At 70.1% G+C, this 15,237-nt stretch carries 16 protein-coding genes; 1 reads left to right on the top strand and 15 read right to left on the bottom strand.

The genetic code is table 11. The features are described from left to right. Positions 1 to 61: 61 nt before the first annotated feature. From ACVW2K_RS13860 to ACVW2K_RS13790, 15 genes are all read right to left on the bottom strand, one after another. Positions 62 to 610: an adenine phosphoribosyltransferase gene (locus ACVW2K_RS13860; RefSeq protein ID WP_457202887.1), complete on the bottom strand. Its 549-nt coding sequence runs from the start codon at positions 608 to 610 to the stop codon at positions 62 to 64. Between the two features lie 9 nt (positions 611 to 619). After that, positions 620 to 1,873: a protein translocase subunit SecF gene (gene secF / locus ACVW2K_RS13855; protein WP_457202886.1), complete on the bottom strand. Its 1,254-nt coding sequence runs from the start codon at positions 1,871 to 1,873 to the stop codon at positions 620 to 622. Next, entirely contained in the window at positions 1,873 to 3,600 is a 1,728-nt protein-coding gene (secD, locus tag ACVW2K_RS13850; protein WP_457202885.1) for a protein translocase subunit SecD, read from the bottom strand. The genes secF and secD overlap by 1 nt, the downstream gene beginning before the upstream one ends. Before the next feature lies 1 nt (position 3,601). After that, positions 3,602 to 3,922, bottom strand: coding sequence for a preprotein translocase subunit YajC (yajC, locus tag ACVW2K_RS13845; RefSeq protein WP_028636781.1), 321 nt, complete (start codon positions 3,920 to 3,922; stop codon positions 3,602 to 3,604). Between the two features lie 105 nt (positions 3,923 to 4,027). Continuing rightward, positions 4,028 to 5,104: a Holliday junction branch migration DNA helicase RuvB gene (ruvB, locus tag ACVW2K_RS13840; protein ID WP_457202884.1), complete on the bottom strand. Its 1,077-nt coding sequence runs from the start codon at positions 5,102 to 5,104 to the stop codon at positions 4,028 to 4,030. Position 5,105: 1 nt separating this feature from the next. After that, positions 5,106 to 5,699 carry a Holliday junction branch migration protein RuvA gene (gene ruvA / locus ACVW2K_RS13835; protein ID WP_457202883.1) on the bottom strand — a complete coding sequence of 198 codons (594 nt, stop codon included), beginning with the start codon at positions 5,697 to 5,699 and terminating at the stop codon, positions 5,106 to 5,108. After that, positions 5,696 to 6,217, bottom strand: a complete 522-nt coding sequence (gene ruvC / locus ACVW2K_RS13830; protein ID WP_457202882.1) for a crossover junction endodeoxyribonuclease RuvC — start codon at positions 6,215 to 6,217, stop codon at positions 5,696 to 5,698. Before ruvC ends, ruvA begins: the two co-directional genes overlap by 4 nt. 148 nt (positions 6,218 to 6,365) lie before the next feature. Next, a complete protein-coding gene (locus ACVW2K_RS13825) occupies positions 6,366 to 7,145 on the bottom strand; it encodes a YebC/PmpR family DNA-binding transcriptional regulator (protein ID WP_028636785.1) in 780 nt (259 codons plus the stop codon). An 11-nt stretch (positions 7,146 to 7,156) separates the two neighbouring features. Continuing rightward, positions 7,157 to 7,774, bottom strand: coding sequence for a pyridoxal 5'-phosphate synthase glutaminase subunit PdxT (gene pdxT / locus ACVW2K_RS13820; protein WP_457202881.1), 618 nt, complete (start codon positions 7,772 to 7,774; stop codon positions 7,157 to 7,159). Further along, entirely contained in the window at positions 7,768 to 8,688 is a 921-nt protein-coding gene (gene pdxS / locus ACVW2K_RS13815) for a pyridoxal 5'-phosphate synthase lyase subunit PdxS (RefSeq protein WP_457202880.1), read from the bottom strand. The genes pdxT and pdxS overlap by 7 nt, the downstream gene beginning before the upstream one ends. 3 nt (positions 8,689 to 8,691) lie before the next feature. Further along, on the bottom strand, positions 8,692 to 9,312 hold the full coding sequence (gene pgsA, locus ACVW2K_RS13810) for a phosphatidylinositol phosphate synthase (RefSeq protein ID WP_028636788.1): 621 nt from the start codon (positions 9,310 to 9,312) through the stop codon (positions 8,692 to 8,694). A 13-nt stretch (positions 9,313 to 9,325) separates the two neighbouring features. Continuing rightward, positions 9,326 to 10,531 carry an ROK family protein gene (locus tag ACVW2K_RS13805; protein ID WP_457202879.1) on the bottom strand — a complete coding sequence of 402 codons (1,206 nt, stop codon included), beginning with the start codon at positions 10,529 to 10,531 and terminating at the stop codon, positions 9,326 to 9,328. A 25-nt stretch (positions 10,532 to 10,556) separates the two neighbouring features. After that, a complete protein-coding gene (locus ACVW2K_RS13800) occupies positions 10,557 to 11,825 on the bottom strand; it encodes a sugar ABC transporter permease (RefSeq protein ID WP_457202878.1) in 1,269 nt (422 codons plus the stop codon). Beyond that, positions 11,822 to 12,616 (bottom strand): ATP-binding cassette domain-containing protein, encoded by a 795-nt coding sequence (locus tag ACVW2K_RS13795; RefSeq protein ID WP_051548934.1) that lies wholly within the window; start codon positions 12,614 to 12,616, stop codon positions 11,822 to 11,824. The genes ACVW2K_RS13800 and ACVW2K_RS13795 overlap by 4 nt, the downstream gene beginning before the upstream one ends. 120 nt (positions 12,617 to 12,736) lie before the next feature. Beyond that, positions 12,737 to 13,813, bottom strand: a complete 1,077-nt coding sequence (locus tag ACVW2K_RS13790) for a sugar ABC transporter substrate-binding protein (protein ID WP_457202877.1) — start codon at positions 13,811 to 13,813, stop codon at positions 12,737 to 12,739. 243 nt (positions 13,814 to 14,056) lie between these two features. On the opposite strand from ACVW2K_RS13790, the gene xylA reads away from it, so the two are divergent. Beyond that, positions 14,057 to 15,223: a xylose isomerase gene (gene xylA / locus ACVW2K_RS13785; protein ID WP_028636793.1), complete on the top strand. Its 1,167-nt coding sequence runs from the start codon at positions 14,057 to 14,059 to the stop codon at positions 15,221 to 15,223. The last annotated feature ends 14 nt before the right edge of the window (positions 15,224 to 15,237 follow it).

Here is a 15,237-nt window from a genome sequence, read left to right as displayed (position 1 = left end):
CGCTCCCGCTCGGCAGCGGGGGCGGTGCTCTCCTCGGTCACGTCGTCAGTCTAGGTCGCCGTCACACGATGAGGAGCGTCGTCAGGGGTACATCGCCGAGCGTCTCGCGCCCCGGGAGGAAGGCGAGCTCCATCAGCATGGCCACGCCGTGCACCGACGCGCCGCACTTCTGGACCAGGTCCAGGGTCGCCCGGGCGGTCCCGCCGGTGGCGAGCACGTCGTCGACCAGCAGGACCCGGTCCCCCGGCGCCAGGGCGTCGCGGTGGATCTCGAGGGTGGCCTCGCCGTACTCGAGGGCGTAGGACACGGCGTACGTCTCGCGGGGCAGCTTCCCGGCCTTGCGGACCGGCACGAAGCCCACTCCCAGGGTGAGTGCGACCGGGGCCCCGAGGATGAATCCGCGCGACTCCATGCCGAGCACCTTGTCGACGACCGGCCTCCCGCCGTCGTCGCGGCCGGCGTCCGCCAGTGCCTCGATGACCGTCGTGAAGGCCGTGTGGTCGTCGAGCAGCGGGGTGATGTCCTTGAAGAGGATCCCGGGCTCGGGGAAGTCCGGTACGTCCGCGATCAGCGCGAGCGCGCGGGCCAGCCCCGGGCCGGCGTCAGCCATCGGCGTGGATCACTTCTTGCCGCGCTTGGACTTCGTCTGGCGGGTCGGCTGCTGGCGGCCGGAGGACGCGCTCTTCTGGACCGGTCGTGCCTGCTGTGGCACGTTCCGCCCACGACCCATCGCCTCGGGCGAGCGCGGCTCGCGAGCCAGGGCACTGCCCCCGGAGACCGGCGCATCCTCCCTGAACTCGTCGTCGAGGCCGGGCTCGTCGCCGGCCGGCATGTCCTCGGCGAACGTCGGGACCGCGGCGTACCGGTCGGCCTCGAGGGCCCGGCGCCGCTGGACCGCCCGGCGCTCGGCCTGCTGGACCGCGGTCTCGTTGGCCTTCATCTGGACCAGGAGCGGCGTCGCGATGAAGATCGAGGAGTACGCGCCGGCCGCCATGCCGACGAACAGCGCGAGCGCGAGGTCCTTCAGCGTGCTGGCACCCAGCTGGACCGCGCCGACGTACAGGATCGCGCCGACCGGGATCAGCGCCACGATCGAGGTGTTGATCGACCGGACCAGGGTCTGGTTGACGGCGAGGTTCGCGGCCTCGGCGTACGACATCCGGCTCTCGCGGAGGTTCTTCGTGTTCTCGCGCACCTTGTCGAACACCACGACGGTGTCGTACAGCGAGAAGCCGAGGATGGTCAGGATGCCGGTGACCGTGGCCGGCGTGACCTCGAAGCCCGAGATCGCGTAGACGCCGATGGTGATGATGATGTCGTGGATCAGCGCCACGATGCCGGCTATCGACATCTTCCACTCGCGGAAGTACGCCCAGATGAAGAGGACGACGAGCACGAGGAATACCACCAGGCCGATGGCAGACCGCTTGGCGATCTCCTTGCCCCAGCTCGGGCCGATCTCTGTCGTCTGGATGTCGGCCTGGGTGGCGCCGGTGCTGTCGGTGATGACGGCGAGGATCTGCTTGCTCTCGGCGTTCGAGACCGGCTTGACCTGCACGATGATCGAGTTCGAGGAGCCGCTGCCGCTGGTGGTGACCACCGGCTGCTTCGCCGCGTCGATCCCCGTGGCGGCGACGTCGTCGCGCAGCTGGTCGGCGAGGTCCTGGGTCGCGTCGCCGGACGCGAGCTTGACCTTGTACTCGGCGCCGCCGACGAACTCGATGCCCATGTCCAGGCCGCGCACCGAGAGGCCGAGGATCGCGGCGAGCACGATCACGCCCGAGATGGCGTACCAGAGCCACTTGCGGCCGACGAAGTCGATGGAGCGTCGACCCGAGTAGAGGTCGTTGCCCAGTCGCGAGAACTTGCCCATCAGGCCGTCCCTCCCGCCGTGTGGATGCGGTCGACGCCGAGCGTCTCCGCGCTCAGGCCCGAGAGCCGGTGACCGTGGTTGAAGAACCGGTACTTCCCGAGCAGGGTCACCATCGGGTGGGTGAACCAGAAGAAGATCGCCAGGTCGATCAGCGTGGAGAGGCCGAGCGCGAACGCGAAGCCCTTCACGACACCGGCCGCGAAGATGTAGAGCACGACGGCGGCCAGCAGCGACACGGTGTCGGCCGCCAGGCAGGTGTTCCGCGCGCGCTTCCAGCCGGCCTGCACCGCGACCCGCATCGACTTCCCGTCACGCATCTCGTCCCGGATGCGTTCGAAGTACACGATGAAGGAGTCTGCGGTGATGCCGACCGCGACGATCAGGCCCGCGATGCCGGGCAGCGTCAGCGTGAAGCCCGCCGTCTTGCCGAGCAGCAGCACCATCGCGTAGGTCACGGCGGCCGCCACGATGAGCGAGGCGATCACCACGAGGCCGAGGCCGCGGTAGTAGATCAGGCAGTAGATCATCACCAGCAGCAGCCCGATCAGGCCCGCCGTGATGCCCGCCGTGAGCTGGTCGCCGGCCAGCGAGGCGCCGATCTGCTCGACCGAGATGCCGTCCTTCTTGAAGGTGATCGGCAGCGAGCCGTACTTGAGGCTGGTCGCCAGGCTCTTCGCGGACGTCTCCGTGAAGTCGCCGGTGATCGTCGAGTCGCCGTTGGTGATCACGCCGGTGAACTGCGGCGCGGAGATGACCTGGCCGTCGAGGACGATCGCGAACTGCTGGTTGGTGTTCACCATGTTCTGGGAGAGGTCGGCGAAGACCTGCTTGCCCTGGCCGCCGATGGAGATGTCGACCTGCCACTGCACGCCGGACTGGCCGGGCACGCCCGCCTGTGCGCTGGTGAGGTCGGTGCCTTCGACGACCGTCGGCGAGAGGAGGTACTTCGTCGCCGCGTCGTCGCCGGTGCCGCAGGTGACGAGGAACGTGTCCGAGTCGTCCACGACCGGCTTGGTCGACGGGCACGTGTACTTGTTGAAGGCGTCGATGGCGTCCTGACCCGGGTCGGTCATGAACGCCAGGCCCATCTTGGCCGGGTCGTGGTCGTCGGTCGTCGTCGCGCTCGGGGACGCCGACGGCGAGCCCGACGGCGACGCGGACTCGGACGCACTCGGGCTGTCGCTCGGCTTCGGGGTCCTGCTCGGTGCGGCGAAGGCCGGGCGGTTCTTGGGGCTGGCACTCTGCGATGCCGTGGCCGACGGCTTGCCGGAGGGCTTGCTGGACGGCTCGCTCGACGGGAGCGACAGCGACGGGCTCGCACTCGGGAGCTGCGTCGGCGCGGCGCCGCTGCCGCAGGGGCCGGGGTTCTGGCTGCTGCACGCGACGGTGCGGAACCGCAGCTGTGCCGTCCGGGTCGCGGTGTCGACCAGGGAGCTCGACGTGTCGCCGGGAACCTCGACCACGATGATCTGGCTGCCCTGGGTGGTGACCTCCGCCTCGGAGACGCCGGAGCCGTTGACGCGCTCGTCGATGATGCTCGCGGCCTCGTTGAGGTTGTCCTTCGACGGGCTGCCGTCCGCGATCATCGTGATCCGGGTGCCTCCCTTGAGGTCCAGCCCGAGCGCCGGCTTCCAGGTCCCCGCGATGGCGACCAGTCCGTAGGCGATCGCGACCGTCAGGAAGAACACCACGAGGGTGCGTCCCGGACGCGCGGACTTGCGTGCCATGTCAGTTCTCCTCGGGTCCGGCCACCGTGCCGGTCTCGTCGTTCTCCACCGGCTCGTCGGCCGGCTCGTCCGCCCGGGTGGCGATCGTGCCGATGGCCCCCCGCGCGACCTCGATGACCACGCCGTCGGCGACCTCCACCTCGACCCGGTCGTCGTGCAGCTCACGCACGGTGCCGAAGATGCCCGACGTCAGGACGACCTCGTCACCCACGTCCAACGACGACTGCATACGGCCGAGTTCCTTCTGCCGCCGACTGGCTGGCCGGATGATGAACAGCCAGAAGAGCAGGGCGATGCCGACAAGCGGCAGCAACTCCAGCACGAAACAACCTCTCGAGCGTGTCAAAGGGGCGGTGTGGCCCAGACCGGGCCGACCGACGCGCAAGTCTAACCGTGGGGGTGGCGTACGCCACGAATCCGGGTGCGGTCAGTCCTCGAAGAGGGTGGCGTCGCCGTCGGTCACGGCCGGCATCGGCGGCGGCTTCAGGCCCAGGTGCTCCCAGGCGGCGGGAGTCGCGACCCGGCCGCGCGGCGTACGGGCCAGGAAGCCGTTGCGCACGAGGAACGGCTCGGCGACCTCCTCCACCGTCTCGCGCTCCTCGCCGACGGCCACCGCCAGCGTCGAGACGCCGACCGGCCCTCCGCCGAAGCGGCGGCAGAGCGCGTCGATCACGGCCCGGTCGAGGCGGTCCAGTCCGAGCTCGTCCACCTCGTAGAGGTCCAGTGCGGCGCGGGCGACCGGCAGCGTGACCACGCCGTCCGCGCGCACCTGGGCATAGTCGCGGACCCGGCGCAGCAGCCGGTTGGCGATGCGGGGCGTGCCGCGGGACCGGGAGGCGATCTCGGCGGCGCCGTCGACCTCCAGGTCGACGCCGAGCAGGCCCGCAGACCGGTGGATGATCGTGTCGAGCTCGTGCGGCTCGTAGAACTCGAGGTGGGCGGTGAAGCCGAAGCGGTCCCGCAGCGGCCCCGGCAGCAGCCCGGCCCGGGTGGTCGCACCGACCAGCGTGAACGGCGGGATGTCGAGCGGGATCGCGGTCGCGCCCGGCCCCTTGCCGATGACGACGTCGACCCGGAAGTCCTCCATCGCCATGTACAGCATCTCCTCGGCCGGCCGCGCCATCCGGTGGATCTCGTCGACGAAGAGGACGTCGCCCTCGTTCATCCCCGACAGGATCGCCGCCAGGTCGCCGGCGTGCGTGATGGCCGGCCCGCTGGTGAGGCGGAGCGGGGACGTCATCTCGCTGGCGATGATCATGGCCAGCGTCGTCTTGCCGAGTCCGGGCGGCCCGGAGAGCAGCACGTGGTCCGGTGCCCGGCTACGCCGTCGGGCCGCCTCGAGCACCAGCCCGAGCTGATCGCGGACCCGGACCTGGCCGACCACCTCGTCGAGGGTCCGGGGGCGCAGGGCCGCCTCGATGGTGCGCTCGTCGCCGTCCGCCTCGGCAGCGGTCAGCGACGAGAGGTGGACCGCCTCCGCCGCAGCCAGGTCGTCCTCGTGCACGTCAGGCCTTGCTCAGCGTGCGCAGGGCGGCGCGCAGCAGCGCCCCCACATCGGGACTGGGCCCGGCCTCCGGAGCGACCGCGTCCACCGCCTTCTCGGCGTCGCGGGTCGTCCAGCCGAGGCCCATCAGGCCCTGGTGGACCTGCTCGCGCCACGACTCGGCCGAGGCCGCCGCCACCGGACGGCCCCCCATCGGGGCGCCGATCCGGTCCTTGAGCTCGAGGATGATCCGCTGGGCCCCCTTCTGGCCGATGCCGGGCACGCGCGTCAGGGTCTTCACGTCGTCGGCGGCGATCGCGCGGCGCAGGTCGTCGGGTGCCAGCACCGCGGTGATCGCCTGGGCGACCTTGGGGCCGACCCCCGAGGCCGTCTGCACCAGCTCGAAGACCTGCTTCTCGTCCTCGTCGGCGAAGCCGAACAGGGTCAGGGAGTCCTCGCGCACGACCATGCTCGTCGGCAGGGTTGCCGTGTGTCCGGGGCGCAGGGTCGCCAGCGTCCCCGGTGTGCACATCAGCTCGAGCCCGACTCCCCCGACCTCGAGCACCGCGCTGGACAGGGTCACCGCGGCCACCTGGCCGCGCACGAACGCGATCACTGCTTCCTCCCGGCTGCGGCCAGCGCCGCGTCGATCCTGGCCTGGGCGCCGCCGCGCCAGATGTGGGTGATGGCCAACGCCAGGGCGTCGGCCGCGTCGGCCGGCTTGGGCATCGCGTCGAGCCGGAGGATCCGGGTCACCATCGCGCCGACCTGCGCCTTGTCCGCGCGCCCGTTGCCGGACACCGCGGCCTTGACCTCACTCGGGGTGTGCAGGGCGATCGGCAACCCGCGCCGGGCCGCGCAGACCATCGCGATGCCGCTCGCCTGCGCCGTACCCATGACCGTGCTGACGTCCGAGCGCGCGAACACGCGCTCGACCGCGACGGCGTCGGGGGCGTACTCGTCGAGCCAGGCGTCGATGCCCTTCTCGATCGTCACCAGGCGCTGCGGGACCGGCAGGTCGGACGACGTGCGCAGGACGTTCACGTCGACCAGGCTCAGCGGCCGGCCCACGTCGCCCTCGACCACGCCCATGCCGCAGCGGGTCAACCCGGGGTCGATCCCGAGCACGCGCATGGTCAGCCCTTCCGTCGAACACCTGTTCGGTGTCCACGCTAACCGCTGGCTCTCGCCTCACCGGGTCCCGACACGCCGATCGCCGCTTCGCGGGCTCAGCCGCGCGGCTCGCTCGACCACCATCAGCGAGTCCGCTGACGCGTCCGCGCTAGGCGTCGATCGAGTCCAGGACGTCGTCGGGGATGTCGGCGTTGCTGTAGACGTTCTGCACGTCGTCGAGGTCGTCGACGGCGTCGACGAGGCGGAAGACCTTCCCCGCCACGTCCACCTCGGCCACCGGGATGTCCATGGTGGCCACGAACTGGACCTCGGCGGAGTCGTAGTCGATGCCGGCCGCCTGGAGCGCCGTACGGACCGCGACGACGTCGCCGGACTCGGACTGGATCTCGAAGGAGTCACCGAGGTCGCTGACGTCCTCGGCCCCGGCGTCCAGGGTGGCCTCGAGGACGTCGTCCTCGGTGACCTCCCACGGCTTGCCGCCGCGCTCCTGGCTCTTCTCGACCACGACGACGCCCTTGCGGGTGAAGAGCCGGGAGACCGAGCCGGGGTCGGCCATGGTGCCGCCGTTGCGGGTGACCGCGGTGCGGACCTCCATCGCGGCACGGTTGCGGTTGTCGGTCAGGCACTCGACGAGCAGCGCCACGCCGGACGGCCCGTAGACCTCGTACATGATCGTCTCGTAGTCCACGCCGCCGCCGTCGAGGCCGCCGCCGCGCTTGACCGCCGAGTCGATGTTCTTGTTCGGCACCGACTGCTTCTTGGCCTTCTGGATGGCGTCGTAGAGCGTCGGGTTGCCGGCCGGGTCGGGGCCGCCCATCTTGGCCGCGATCTCGATGTTCTTGATCAGCTTGGCGAACAGCTTGCCGCGCTTGGCGTCGATCGCGGCCTTCTTGTGCTTGGTGGTCGCCCACTTGGAGTGGCCAGACATCCGTCCCTCTTCTACTCAGCGTTGGTGACCAGGTCCACGAACACGCGGTGGACCCGGGAGTCGCCACCCACCTCGGGGTGGAACGACGTCGCCATCAGCGGACCCTGACGGACCGCGACGATCCTACCCGCGGCCTCGCCCCGATCCACCCGGGCGAGCACCTCGACCGACTCGCCGACCGCCTCGACCCACGGTGCCCGGATGAAGATCGCGTGCACGGGTGCGTCCAGGCCGGCGAAGTCCAGGTCGCCCTCGAACGAGTCGACCTGCCGCCCGAACGCGTTGCGTCGCACCGTGATGTCCAGCCCGCCGAGGGTCTCCTGGTCGTGTGCTCCGTCCTCGATCCGGTCGGCGAGCAGGATCATGCCGGCACAGGTGCCGAAGGCCGGCAGGCCCTCCTTGATCCGCGTGCGGATCGGCTCGAACAGGTCGAAGGTGCGTGCGAGCTTGGCCATCGTGGTGGACTCGCCACCCGGGATCACGAGCCCGTCGACCGCGTCGAGCTCCGAGGTGCGGCGTACCGCGGTGGCCGTGACGCCGAGGTCGGTGAGCGTGCGGAGGTGTTCCCTGACGTCGCCCTGGACCGCGAGCACGCCGATGTGCGGCCCGGCTGAGGACCCGGTCACCACCCGCGCTCGGCGAGGCGGTGCGGCTGCGGGATGTCCTCGACGTTGATGCCGACCATCGCCTCCCCCAGCCCGCGGGAGACCTTCGCGATGACGTCGGGGTCGTCGAAGAACGTCGTGGCCTTGACGATCGCCTCCGCGCGCTGCGCGGGGTTGCCGGACTTGAAGATGCCCGAGCCGACGAACACGCCCTCGGCGCCCAGCTGCATCATCATCGCGGCGTCCGCCGGGGTGGCGATGCCGCCGGCGGTGAACAGCACGACCGGCAGCTTGCCGTTCTCGGCGACCTCCCGCACCAGCTCGTAGGGCGCCTGCAGCTCCTTCGCGGCGACGTAGAGCTCGTCCTCGGCCAGCGCGCCGAGGCGGCGGATCTCGCGGCGGATGGTGCGCATGTGGGTCACGGCGTTCGAGACGTCACCGGTGCCGGCCTCGCCCTTGGAGCGGATCATCGCCGCACCCTCGGTGATCCTGCGCAGCGCCTCGCCCAGGTTGGTCGCACCGCACACGAACGGGACCGTGAACGCCCACTTGTCGATGTGGTTGGCGTAGTCGGCCGGGGTCAGCACCTCGGACTCGTCGACGTAGTCGACGCCGAGCGACTGCAGGACCTGGGCCTCGCTGAAGTGCCCGATCCGGGCCTTGGCCATCACCGGGATCGAGACCGCCTCGATGATCGAGTCGATCATGTCGGGGTCGCTCATCCGCGACACGCCGCCCTGGGCGCGGATGTCGGCAGGCACCCGCTCCAGCGCCATCACCGCGACCGCGCCCGCGTCCTCGGCGATCTTCGCCTGCTCGGCGGTCACCACGTCCATGATCACCCCACCCTTGAGCATCTCGGCCATCCCGCGCTTCACGCGGGTCGTGCCGGTGGTAGGACCGTCTTCGAGGGGGGCTGAGGCGTTGCTGTCGATCATGGTTCAGATGTTAGTGCCGGCCTCGGCGAGAGCTTGCTTCCGGACCACCCACACCCGCTGCACCACCGTGACGGTGGACGCGATCGCGAGCGCCCAGAGGGCGATGTAGAGCAGCACCGGCAGGTCGAAGATCGCGCTCAGCCCGGTCATCACCAGGATGGCCACGAGCCGGTCGGCCCGCTCGGCGATGCCCACCTTGACCGAGAAGCCGAGGGTCTCGCCGCGGGACCGCGCGTACGACGTGACGCCGCCCATCAGCAGGCAGACCAGGCAGAGCACCAAGTAGAGCCTGCTCGGCTCCTCCCAGGCGAAGTACAGCGCGAGGCCGATGAAGATCGCACCGTCGCCGACCCGGTCGAGCGTGGAGTCCCAGAACGCGCCGAACTTGCTGACACGCCCGGTCGTGCGGGCCATGTGGCCGTCGATCAGGTCGCTGAAGACGAAGGCCGTGATCACGAGCACGCCGGTCAGGAGCATCCCCTGCGGGAAGAACACCAGGGCGCCGGCGCACACACCGAGGGTGCCGACCAGGGTCACGGCGTCGGGGCTCACCCCCAGCCGGATCAGGAGGTTGGCGATCGGCGAGAGGACCTTGGTCCAGAAGGCGCGGAAACGTTCGAGCATGGCGGGCAGCAGGTTACCGGTCGGTGCGGCTCAGACCGCGTGCGGCACGGCCTGCGGATGGTCGAGCACCGGCGCGAACGCCAGCTCCGCGGCGCCGATCAGTGGCGAGTCGTCGTGCAGTGCCGCGGCGCGGATCACGACGTCCTCGCGTGGGGACATCATCGTGCTGCGGCTGAGGGCGTCGTTGACCCGGTCCTCCGCCGCCCGCCAGATCTCGGGCCAGGCTGCCGCCCAGGACCACGACCTCGGGGTTGAACAGGTTGACGATCACCCGGATCCCGATGCCGCACCACTCCGCGACCTCGGCGACCGCCTCCGCGGCACGGACCTCGCCGCCCTGCGCGGCGGCGATCACCTCGGCCACCGCCGGCGGCCCGCCTCCGGCCAGCCGGCCGGCCCGCCGGAGCAGCACGTTCTCACCGATCTTGGTCTCCCAGCAGCCGAAGGCTCCGCAGCGGCAGACCGGCCCGCCGCTGTCGACCTGCATGTGGCCGACCTCGCCGGCGTACCCGCTCGAGCCGGTCAGTGGGCGGCCGCCCATCAGGAAGCCACCACCGATACCGACGCTCGCGCTGAGGTAGACGACGTCGGAGTACCCGACCGCGGCGCCCCGGACGTGCTCGGCGAGCGCGCCCAGGTTCGCATCGTTGCCGGTCGACACCGGCTTGCCGAGGCGCTTCGAGAGGAGGTCCGTGAACGGCGCGTCGACCCAGCCCAGGTTGGGCGCGAACCGCACCAGGCCGTCACCCGCCCGGACCGCGCCCGGTACGGCGACCCCGACGCCCAGGCAGCGCCGGCCGGGGGCGCCACCGAGCACGTCCCCGATCATCTGCGCGACGGAGTCGACCACGTGGTCGACGTCGTGCTCGCCGCGCTGGTGGGGACGGTGACGGCGCTCGAAGACCTCGCCGCCGAGCCCCACCAGGGCCACGGAGATCCGGTCCACGCCGACGTCGACCGCCACCACCACGTTGTCCTCGCGGGGGACGACGAGGTGGGACGGGCGCCCGGAACGCCCGCCCACCGCCGCTGTCTCCTCGGACACCAGCGCCAGGCTCTGCAGCTCGACCGTGAGCGCACCGATGGTGCTCCGGTTCAGGCCGAGTTGCTTCGTGAGCGCGGCGCGCGTGGTCGGGCCGTGCGTGTGCACCGTCTGGAGGATGGCGCGCAGGTTCGCACGCCGCAGCTCCTCCGTGCCGACGCCGGTCGGGGTGGGCATGGCCGTCTCTCCTCGCCCGCCCCGGTCAGGCCCGGCCTGAGGCGGCTGCGCGCCTGCGGCTGATGGCGTCGACGCTCGCGGCGACCAGGAGCACGAGCCCGGTCACGATGTACACGACGCCGGGCTCCTGGTTGAGCAGGCCCATGCCGTTCGCAATGACGGCCACCACCGTGCCACCGATGACCGCGTCCACCACGCGGCCCTTGCCGCCGAAGAGGCTGGTGCCACCGATGACGGCAGCGCCCACGGCGTACAGCAGGGTCTCGTTGCCACCGGTCTGCGGCGACACGGAGTGGTTGCGAGCCGCCAGCAGAAGGCCGCCGATCGCGGCCACCGACGAGCAGAGGATGAAGCAGCTGAGCTTCACCCACATCACGTTGATGCCGGCTCGGCGGGCGGCCTCGGCGTTGCCACCGACCGCGTACACGTGCCGGCCCCAGGCGCTGCGTCCGAGCAGGAACGACAGGACCAGCAGCAGCCCGAGGATCACCACCATCGAGTTCGGCACGCCCTTGAGCGACTTGAACGCGGGGTTGAGGCTGCGCTCGCGCGAGAGGTACCCGACGAACAGCACGGCGATCACGGCCAGCGAACCCGTCTTGATGGCCCACAGGAGAGTCGGCTCGTGCTGCAGTCCGGCCCTGCGTCGCCGAGCGTTGCGCAGGTAGGTCACGGCGGCGTACCCGAGCACGAGCGCCGCGGCAAGCGTCCAGCCCAGCCAGACGGGCAGGTTCTTGTCGGTGATCGCCCGGATCGACTCGTTCTCGAACGGGATGGTGCCGCCCTCGCCGATGATCTCGAGCATCACGCCCTGGAGGCCCAGGTAGGCGGCCAGCGTGACCACGAACGACGGGATGCCGAGCCGGGCGACCAGGAGGCCGATGCACGTGCCGATGACGACGCCGGTGGCGATGCACGCAAGGACCGAGATGAACCAGCCCTGGTCGTGGTTGGTCATCACCACGCCCATCACCGCTGCAGCGGTACCGCCGGTGAAGCCGGCCGAGAGGTCGATCTCGCCGAGCAGGAGCACGAAGACCAGGCCCATCGCGATCACCGTGACGGCGGCCGACTGGTTGATCAGGTTCGCGAAGTTGAGCTCGGAGGTGAAGGTGTCCGGTCGCAGGATCGAGAACACGATGACCAGGACCAGCAGGCCGAGGACGGCCGGCAGGGCGCCGACGTCACCGCCCCGGACCTTGGCGACGTAGGAGCGCCAGATGCCGCCGAGGTTCTGGGCCTGCCACGGCTCCGGTGCGACGGCCGGGGACTCCGGTTCCTTCGTGGCGGTCATGCCGATGCTCCTTCCGCGCCGGTCGAACCGGTGGTGATCAGCTGGACCACCTGGTTCGAGGTCACGTCGTCCTTGCGGACCTGGGCGACCATCTGTCCGAGGTACAGGACGGCGATGTCGTCGGCGACCTGGAAGACGTCGTTGAGGTTGTGGCTGATCAGGATCACGCCGAGTCCGCTGTCAGCCAGTCGGCGGACGAGGAGCAGCACCTGCTCGGTCTGCGCCACGCCCAGGGCGGCGGTCGGCTCGTCGAGGATGACGAGACGCGAGTTCCACAGCACCGACCGGGCAATGGCCACGGTCTGCCGCTGTCCACCGGACAGGGAGGCGACCTTGGTCCGTACCGACTGGAGCGTGCGCACGGACAGGCCGTTGAGGGTCTCGCGAGCGCGCTTCTCCATCGCGTCCTCGTCGAGCAGCCCGCGGTGGCGCAGCTCGCGCCCGAGGAACATGTTGTGGACGACGTCCAGGTTGTCGCACAGGGCGAGGTCCTGGTACACGACCTCGATGCCGAGGCCGCTCGCGTCCTTGGGGTTGTGCACGGTCACGGGCCTGCCGTCGAAGACGTACTCGCCCTCGTCGAAGCTGTGGATGCCGGCGATGCCCTTGATCAGGGTGCTCTTGCCGGCACCGTTGTCACCGACGAGCGCCGTGACCTCGCCGGCCTTCACGTCGAGGTCGATGCCGCGCAGCACGTGCACGGCGCCGAAGCTCTTCTGGATGCCGCGCAGGCGCAGCAGCGGCTCACCGGAACTGGGAGCGGCGGCGCGCTCCGAAGCGGTCGCAGTCACTGATCCTCCTGGGTGTGTGTGGTCGTGGCCGGGCAGGCCCGAGCCTCGGGTCACCATGGCAGAGGCGGGGGCGACTCGTGCCGCCCCCGCCTCCGTCGTCTGGTGCTGTTGTTCAGGCGATCAGCTGATGCCCGCCTTGGTGCAGGCAGCGGCCACCTTGCCGGTGCAGACGTCGGCCGCCTTGGCGAAACCGTCGTCGAACGGCTGCTTGATGTTGTCCATCGTGATCCAGACCGGCGTGGCCAGCGAGGACGGGACGTCCTTGCCGGTCTTGGTGTCCGGAACGGTGCCGTTGACCAGGCTGCTGGTGTCGTCACCCTTGATCAGCGCGATCGCCAGGTCGGACGCGGCCTTGGCCTCGAGGTCGGTGTTCTTGTAGACCGAACCGCACTGGTTGCCGAGGAGGATGTTCTGCAGGCCGCCGACCGAGGCGTCCTGACCCGTGATCGGGATCTCGCCCGCCACGCCCTGGGCCTCCATACGGGCAATGATGCCGCCGGCCATGGTGTCGTTGGCCGAGACCACACCGTCGATCTTGCCCTTGTTCTGGGTGTACAGCTGCTCGAACGCCGTACCCGCCTTGGTCGCGTCCCAGAAGCCGCTCTGGTCGCCGACCAGGGTGTAGTCGCCCGAGTCGATCTTCGGCTTGAGCGCCTCCTCGTAACCCTGCTTGAAGAGCGCGGCGTTGTTGTCGTTCGGGTCGCCGTCGATGTAGATGATGTTGGCCTTGGTCTTGCCCTTGTCGTCCAGGCAGGTCTGCAGGCCCTGACCCATCAGCTTGCCCACGCCGACGTTGTCGAACGAGACGTAGAACGACGCGCCGCCACCCAGGGTCAGGCGGTCGTAGTCGATGCTCTGAACGCCGGCGTCGGCGGCCTTCTTCAGGCACGCGGCTCCGGAGTCCGAGTCCAGGTTGACGATCATCAGGACCTTGACGCCCTCGGTGATCATGTTGTCGCAGATCGTGCCGAACTTGTCGACGTCACCGCCGGCGTTCTGGATGTCCGACTCGACGCCGGCAGAGTCGAACGCTGCCTGCAGGCTGGGGCGGTCGTTGGCCTCCCAGCGCGGCGAAGTGGTGGTGTCCGGAAGGATCACGCCCACCTTCCCGACACTGCTGCTGCCGTCGCCGCTGCCGTCGCTGCTGCCGCCGCTGTCGCTGCTGCCGCACGCGGCCAGCGCTCCGAACGCCAGCACGCTCGCTGCTACCAGGGACGCATAGCGCGCACCCTTGTTCCTGACCATTCCTCGACCTCCATGGCTCGGACCGGTGTGACCACTGTCGTGTGACCGTCGTCACCGGGTATGTTGTCGGCGACAACATACTCAGCGCAAGCCCAGCGCGGCAAGCGGATCTGAGAGCGTGTTTTGTTGCACGTTCCAACTAAGCGTCCCTGCCGCGTGAGCGTGACCGAATCGTGATGGAGATCGAGGAACCCGATGAGCGCCGACGACCGCTACTCCCCCACCCGTGACGACCGCTTCTCCTTCGGCCTGTGGACCGTCGGCTGGCAGGGCGTCGATGTCTTCGGCGGTGCGATCCGCCCCGCGCTGGACCCGGCCGAGGCCATCCACCGGCTCAGCGACCTCGGGGCGTACGGCGTCACCTTCCACGACAACGACGTGTTCCCGTTCGACGCCGACGCGGCGACCAGGGAGAAGCACCTCGCGCCGTTCCGCAAGGCGCTCGAGGAGACCGGGCTCATCGTCCCGATGGTGACCACGAACCTCTTCTCCCACCCGGTCTTCCGCGACGGCGGCTTCACCAACAACGACCGGGACGTCCGCCGGTTCGCGATCCGCAAGGCCGCCGACCAGATCGACCTCGCCGCCGAGCTCGGCGCGAAGGTCTTCGTGGCGTGGGGTGGTCGCGAGGGAGCGGAGTCGGGTGCCGCCAAGGACGTGAAGACCGCGCTCGCGCGCTACAAGGAGGCGTTCGACGTCCTCGGCTCCTACTCCGTGGAGCAGGGCTACGACCTGCGCTTCGCGATCGAGCCGAAGCCGAACGAGCCGCGCGGCGACATCCTGCTCCCCACGATCGGCCACGCGTTGGCGTTCATCAACGAGCTCGAGCACTCCGAGCTGGTCGGCCTCAACCCCGAGGTCGGCCACGAGGAGATGGCCTCGCTCAACTACGCGCACGGGCTCGCCCAGGCGCTCTGGCACGGCAAGCTCTTCCACATCGACCTCAACGGCCAGACCGGGCCCCGCTACGACCAGGACCTCCGGTTCGGCGCCGGCAACGCACGAGGCGCGTTCTGGACCGTCGACATCGTCGAGAACGGTGGCTACGACGGGCCGCGGCACTTCGACTACAAGCCGCCGCGCACCGAGGACATGGAGGGCGTCTGGGAGTCCGCCCGCGCGTGCATGCGCAACTACCTGATCCTGCGGGACAAGGTCCGGGCGTTCCGCGCCGACCCCGACGTCCAGCAGGCGCTGCGCGACGCCCGGGTCGACCAGCTCGGCGTCTCGACGCTGGCCGCCGGCGAGTCGCTCGCCGACCTGCGGTCCGAGTCGTTCGACCCCGACGCCGCCGCCCAGCGCGGCATGGGCTTCGAGAAGCTCGACCAGCTCGCCCTGGAGCACCTGTACGGCGTGCGCTGAGGCGGTAGTCCCTG

This window comes from Nocardioides sp. HB32 (assembly GCF_054058995.1).
The sequence above is the reverse complement of the archived record's forward strand: the minus strand, read 5'-3'. Positions and strand labels throughout refer to the sequence as shown.

Coding starts and splice junctions, on each gene's coding strand:
- ACVW2K_RS13860 (WP_457202887.1), bottom strand. CDS start 610: ATGGCTGACGCCGGCCCGGGGCTGGCCCGCGCGCTCGCGCTGATCGCG.
- secF (WP_457202886.1), bottom strand. CDS start 1,873: ATGGGCAAGTTCTCGCGACTGGGCAACGACCTCTACTCGGGTCGACGC.
- secD (WP_457202885.1), bottom strand. CDS start 3,600: ATGGCACGCAAGTCCGCGCGTCCGGGACGCACCCTCGTGGTGTTCTTC.
- ruvC (WP_457202882.1), bottom strand. CDS start 6,217: ATGCGCGTGCTCGGGATCGACCCCGGGTTGACCCGCTGCGGCATGGGC.
- ACVW2K_RS13825 (WP_028636785.1), bottom strand. CDS start 7,145: ATGTCTGGCCACTCCAAGTGGGCGACCACCAAGCACAAGAAGGCCGCG.
- pdxS (WP_457202880.1), bottom strand. CDS start 8,688: ATGATCGACAGCAACGCCTCAGCCCCCCTCGAAGACGGTCCTACCACC.
- pgsA (WP_028636788.1), bottom strand. CDS start 9,312: ATGCTCGAACGTTTCCGCGCCTTCTGGACCAAGGTCCTCTCGCCGATC.
- ACVW2K_RS13805 (WP_457202879.1), bottom strand. CDS start 10,531: ATGCCCACCCCGACCGGCGTCGGCACGGAGGAGCTGCGGCGTGCGAAC.
- ACVW2K_RS13800 (WP_457202878.1), bottom strand. CDS start 11,825: ATGACCGCCACGAAGGAACCGGAGTCCCCGGCCGTCGCACCGGAGCCG.
- xylA (WP_028636793.1), top strand. CDS start 14,057: ATGAGCGCCGACGACCGCTACTCCCCCACCCGTGACGACCGCTTCTCC.